3 protein-coding genes are annotated in these 4758 nt (G+C 67.1%); all 3 read right to left on the minus strand.

Going from position 1 to position 4758, the window contains the following annotated elements:
* Nucleotides 1-148: 148 nt before the first annotated feature.
* Nucleotides 149-2248, minus strand: a complete 2100-nt coding sequence (flhA, locus tag G3O00_RS39830; RefSeq protein WP_011350608.1) for a flagellar biosynthesis protein FlhA — start codon at nucleotides 2246-2248, stop codon at nucleotides 149-151.
* A gap of 79 nt (nucleotides 2249-2327) precedes the next feature.
* On the minus strand, nucleotides 2328-3524 hold the full coding sequence (gene flhB / locus G3O00_RS39835; RefSeq protein WP_206146271.1) for a flagellar biosynthesis protein FlhB: 1197 nt from the start codon (nucleotides 3522-3524) through the stop codon (nucleotides 2328-2330).
* 337 nt (nucleotides 3525-3861) lie between these two features.
* Nucleotides 3862-4242, minus strand: coding sequence for a DUF805 domain-containing protein (locus G3O00_RS39840; RefSeq protein ID WP_174935898.1), 381 nt, complete (start codon nucleotides 4240-4242; stop codon nucleotides 3862-3864).
* Between the last annotated feature and the right edge of the window lie 516 nt (nucleotides 4243-4758).

Genomic DNA, 4758 nt, shown 5'->3' on the forward strand with positions numbered 1-4758 from the left:
CCGGCCAGGTCCGAATCTGCCAGTGCGACGATTTCCACGCTGCCGTCATCGAGCGTGCGGTTCGACAGCACGACCGCGTCGGCGCCGAGTGCCTCGCGCACGAGACGAAGTGCGTCGCGGCTCGTTGCGCCGGTGAATTTGCGAATGTTCAAGCGGAACCCCCGATGACGTTAACGACTTTGATCGTGCGTGTGTCCGGCACTTCGGCATACGACAGCACTTTCAATTGCGGCAGGCTGCGGCGCAGGAAACGCGCGAGCATCGCGCGCAGCGCGTGCTGCACCAGCAGCACGGGCGGCAGCCCGAGATTCTGTTGACGCAGCATCGCCTGTTGCGTGCCGGTCAGAAGGTTGTGCGCGAGGCCGGGTTCGAGGCCCGGGTTCGCGCCGGTGGCGAGCGCCTGCGACAGCACGCGCTCCAGATTCGAGTCGAGGCCCATCACCTGCATTTCGCCGGCGCCCGGATACCACTGCTGCGTGATCGCGCGGCCGAGCGAGAGCCGCACTGCGGCCGTGATCTCGAACGCATCGCCGCGGCCCGCGTGTTCGGACACGGCTTCGAGGATCGTGCGCATGTCGCGGATCGGCACGCCTTCCTCGAGCAGGTTCTGCAGCACCTTCTGCAGCGTCGTCAGCGAGATCGTCTTCGGCACGAGGTCCTCGACGAGCGACGGCGCGTCCTTGCCGGTGCGCTCGACGAGCGACTGCACTTCCTGGCGGCCGAGCAGTTCGGCCGCGTGCTGGACGACCAGATGGTTCAGGTGCGTCGCGACGACCGTGCTCGCGTCGACCACCGTGTAGCCGTACACCTGCGCCTGTTCGCGCATCGCGACGTCGATCCACACGGCCGGCAGCCCGAACGCGGGATCCTGCGTGACGGCGCCCGGCAGCGCGGCCGTCACCTGGCCGGGGTTGATCGCGAGCCACTGGCCCGGGAACACTTCGCCGACGCCGATCTCGACACCCTTCAGCGCGATCCGGTAAGCATTCGGCCGCAGCTCGAGGTTGTCGCGGATATGGATCACCGGCGGCAGGAAGCCGATTTCCTGCGCGAATTTCTTGCGGATGCTCTTGATCCGCTTGAGCAGCTCGCCGTCGCTGTTCTTGTCGACGAGCGGGATCAGCCGGTAGCCGACTTCGAGGCCGAGCGGATCGATCAGCTGCACGTCGTCCCAGGTCGCCTCGTGGCTGTCCGACGGCAGCACCGCGGGCGGCGCGATGTCGGTCAGGTCGCCGGCCGCCTTGCGGGCCGCCGCGCGCTTGGTCTGCGTGCGGGCCAGCCAGATCGCGCCGCCGCCGAGTGCGAGGAACGCGAAGTGCGGCATGCCGGGGATCAGGCCCATCAGCACGATGATCGCGCCCGTGATGTTCAGCACGCGCGGGTTCGTGAACAGCTGGCCGGTGATCTGCGTGCCGATGTCCTCGTCGGTCGCGACGCGCGACACGATCACGCCGGCCGCGGTCGAGATCACGAGCGACGGGATCTGCGCGACGAGGCCGTCGCCGATCGTCAGCAGCGTGTAGTTCGTGCCGGCCGCGGCGAAACTCATGTCGTGCTGGACCATCCCGACGATCAGCCCGCCGATCACGTTGATCGCCATGATGATCAGGCCGGCGATCGCGTCGCCGCGCACGAACTTCGACGCGCCGTCCATCGACCCGTAGAACTCGGCTTCCTGCGACACGGCCAGGCGGCGCTTGCGGGCCTGCTCTTCGTTGATGAGGCCCGCGTTCAGGTCGGCGTCGATCGCCATCTGCTTGCCGGGCATCGCGTCGAGCGTGAAGCGCGCGGACACTTCGGCGATCCGCCCCGCGCCCTTCGTGATCACCATGAAGTTGATGATCATCAGGATCACGAACACGACGATACCGACCGCGAAGTTGCCGCCGACGAGGAAGTGGCCGAACGCCTCGATCACCTGGCCGGCCGCGTCCGGGCCCGTGTGGCCTTCGAGCAGCACGACGCGCGTCGACGCGACGTTCAGCGACAGGCGCAACAGTGTGGAGAACAGCAGCACGCTCGGGAACGCCGCGAAGTCGAGCGGCTTCATCGTGTACATGCTGACGAGCAGCACCATCACGGACAGCGCGATGTTGAACGTGAACAGCAGATCCAGCAGCATCGGCGGCAGCGGCAGGATCATCATCCCCAGGATCATGCAGATGAGGATCGGGCCCGCGAGCGCGCGCAGGTTGGTACCCGCGAGGACGTTCGGGCGCTTCGCGAACAGGCCGGTCGGGGTGCTCATGCTGCCTCCCGCCGGGCCGCCCCAAGGGAGGCAGCCGCCCCCTCGGGGGGCAGCGAACGAACGTGAGCGTGGGGGCTAATCATGCCGCACCCCCCTTACCGAGCGTGTCGTCCTGCTCTTCGCGTTCGTCTTCGGCGGACACCGACGAGCCCTTGTCAAGGTCGGCCGGCACTTCCAGATCGACCGGCATCGCCGGGAACGCGCCGCCTTCCGAACGGAAGCGCTTGAGCTGGTAGACCCACGCGAGCACTTCGGCGACGACCGAGTACAGCGAGCCGGGAATCTCGCGTTCGAGTTCGACGTTGTGATACAGCGCACGCGCGAGCGGCGGCGCTTCGAGCAGCGGCACGTTGTGTTCGGCCGCGAGTTCGCGGATGCGCGCGGCGACGAGGTTCACGCCCTTCGCGACGACCTTCGGCGCGCGCATCTCGCCGTCCGTGTATTGCAGCGCGACGGCGAAGTGCGTCGGGTTCGTGACGACCACGTCGGCCTTCGGCACGGCCGCCATCATCCGGCGGCGCGCGATCGCGCGCTGCTGCTGGCGAATGCGGCCCTTCACGTGCGGATCGCCTTCGTTCTCGCGATGCTCGCGCTTCACTTCTTCCTTCGTCATGCGCAACTTCTTGTTGTACTGCCAGATTTGGTAAGGCACATCGAGTGCGGCGACCACCAGCATCCCGGCGACCGTCGTACCGCAGCACACGGCGACCAGGTGCAGCGCATCGGGCAGCGCCACGCCGAGCGGCTGCGTCGCGAGGCCGAGCAGCTCGTCCTTGCTGCGCCAGATCGCGACGCCGCCGATCCCGCCGACGACCAGCGTCTTCGCGAGCGACATCCCGAGCTGGATCGGCCCCTGGATCGAGAAGATCCGGCCGAGGCCCGAGATCGGGTTCAGGCGGTCGAACTTCAGCTCGAACGTCTTCGACGAGATCAGCCAGCCGCCGAGCGCCATCGGCGCGAGCAGCGCGGCGACGCCGGTGAGTGCGAGGATCGGCAGCAGCGCGGCGAAGCCTTCGAGGCTCGCGCTGCCGGCCGCCGACAGCATCCGGTTCGTGTCGAACGCGGTCGCGCGATCGAACGTGAACGCGCCGCGCAGCATCGCCTGCAGATGCCCGCCCAACGGGCCCGCGAGCAGCCACGCGCCGTAGAACCCGGCCGCGAGCAGCGCGAACGAAGCCAGCTCGCGCGAACGCGCGACCTGCCCCTCCTCGCGCGCCTTCTCGCGGCGCCTGGGAGTGGCGGCTTCGGTCTTGTCGAGATCGCTCTCGTCTGCCACGGGGCCTCCAGTCGGGTACGGCGGAATGCCGCTTTCCAGTGACACCGATTATTCATGGAGGCGTCAAACGCCGATCGGTCGAGCAAAGCCGGGAAAGGGGGGTATTTCGGGGAATCGGGCGAGCCGGCGCGAACGGGGCTGGACGGGGGACGGAACGGTGTGCGGCGCGGTGGAAAAACGTGCCGGCGGGTGCGGTCGCGAGGTGTCGGCTCCGGACGGAGCGGCGACGACGTGAAGCGGGGAAAAGGCGAGGAAACGGTGAAGCGGTGAAACGGCGTGGCGGGTGGGATGCGAAATCGGGCCCCGACGCGGCGGCGCGCGTCGGGGCAGGCGCGGGTCAGGCCGCCACGATCGGGTCCGCGCCGAAGCGGTTCGGACCTTCGGTGCCGCGCGTGCACGTCCATACCAGCAGCAGGATGCCGCCGACGATCGGAATCAGCGCGAGCAGCAGGAACCAGCCCGAGCGGCCCGTATCGTGCAGGCGGCGGACGCTGACCGCGATGCCCGGAATGATCAGCGCCAGCGAAACCAGGGCGAGCACGCCGAGCAGCAGCAGCGTGATCAGGCCGCCGTCGCGGCCGGCCGCGCCGATGATCTGCGCGGCGATCGACAGCACACAGGTCAGCAGCGCGAAATACCAGTATTCGGCACGGCGCGCACGGCCTTCGAATGTCGCGTATTTATTGAGTGCGGAACGAACGGCTTCTGAAAAATTCATTTTATTACCCTCCTGTTTTATATAGACGACCCCGGAAACAACGCCGGCATTATATGTTTGAATTTCGACGGGCTCCATCTCTTTTCACATGCCGGGCAGTGCGCACACCCGGCCGCATCTCCCCCAGGCACGACGCGGGAGTGGCACAGCAACGGCTGCAACAACGGAATGCGACACCATCAGCTTGCATGCCGCGTCATTTTAATAATCTTGAAGACCTGACAGAAACGACAGTCCCGGATAATCCAGCATTTGATTACATCCGAATGAAATCGGGTGCGATCGATAATCGATGAACCTGTGCCGCATTCGATTAACCGGCCGGCATTACGCGGACGTGCAAAGCGCGCTACCCTTCGCCATTGCCGATTCCCGATTTCGGTCGAACCGCACCATGCTCCGTCATCCGCTCGTTGCGCTGCTGTCGCTCGCCTGCGTGCTGGTAGCCGGCTGCGCGGCCTCGCCGCCCCTGCCGCCCGGCGCGCAGGCGCCTGACGCGCCGCACCCCGGCACGAT

Origin of the sequence: Burkholderia sp. Ac-20384, from assembly GCF_017104605.1 — a bacterium.
GTDB classification, from domain to species: domain Bacteria; phylum Pseudomonadota; class Gammaproteobacteria; order Burkholderiales; family Burkholderiaceae; genus Burkholderia; species Burkholderia lata.

What these genes read in the sequence shown, in the direction of transcription:
- flhA (WP_011350608.1), bottom strand. Translation starts at nt 2,248, where the DNA reads ATGAGCACCCCGACCGGCCTGTTCGCGAAGCGCCCGAACGTCCTCGCG.
- G3O00_RS39840 (WP_174935898.1), bottom strand. Translation starts at nt 4,242, where the DNA reads ATGAATTTTTCAGAAGCCGTTCGTTCCGCACTCAATAAATACGCGACA.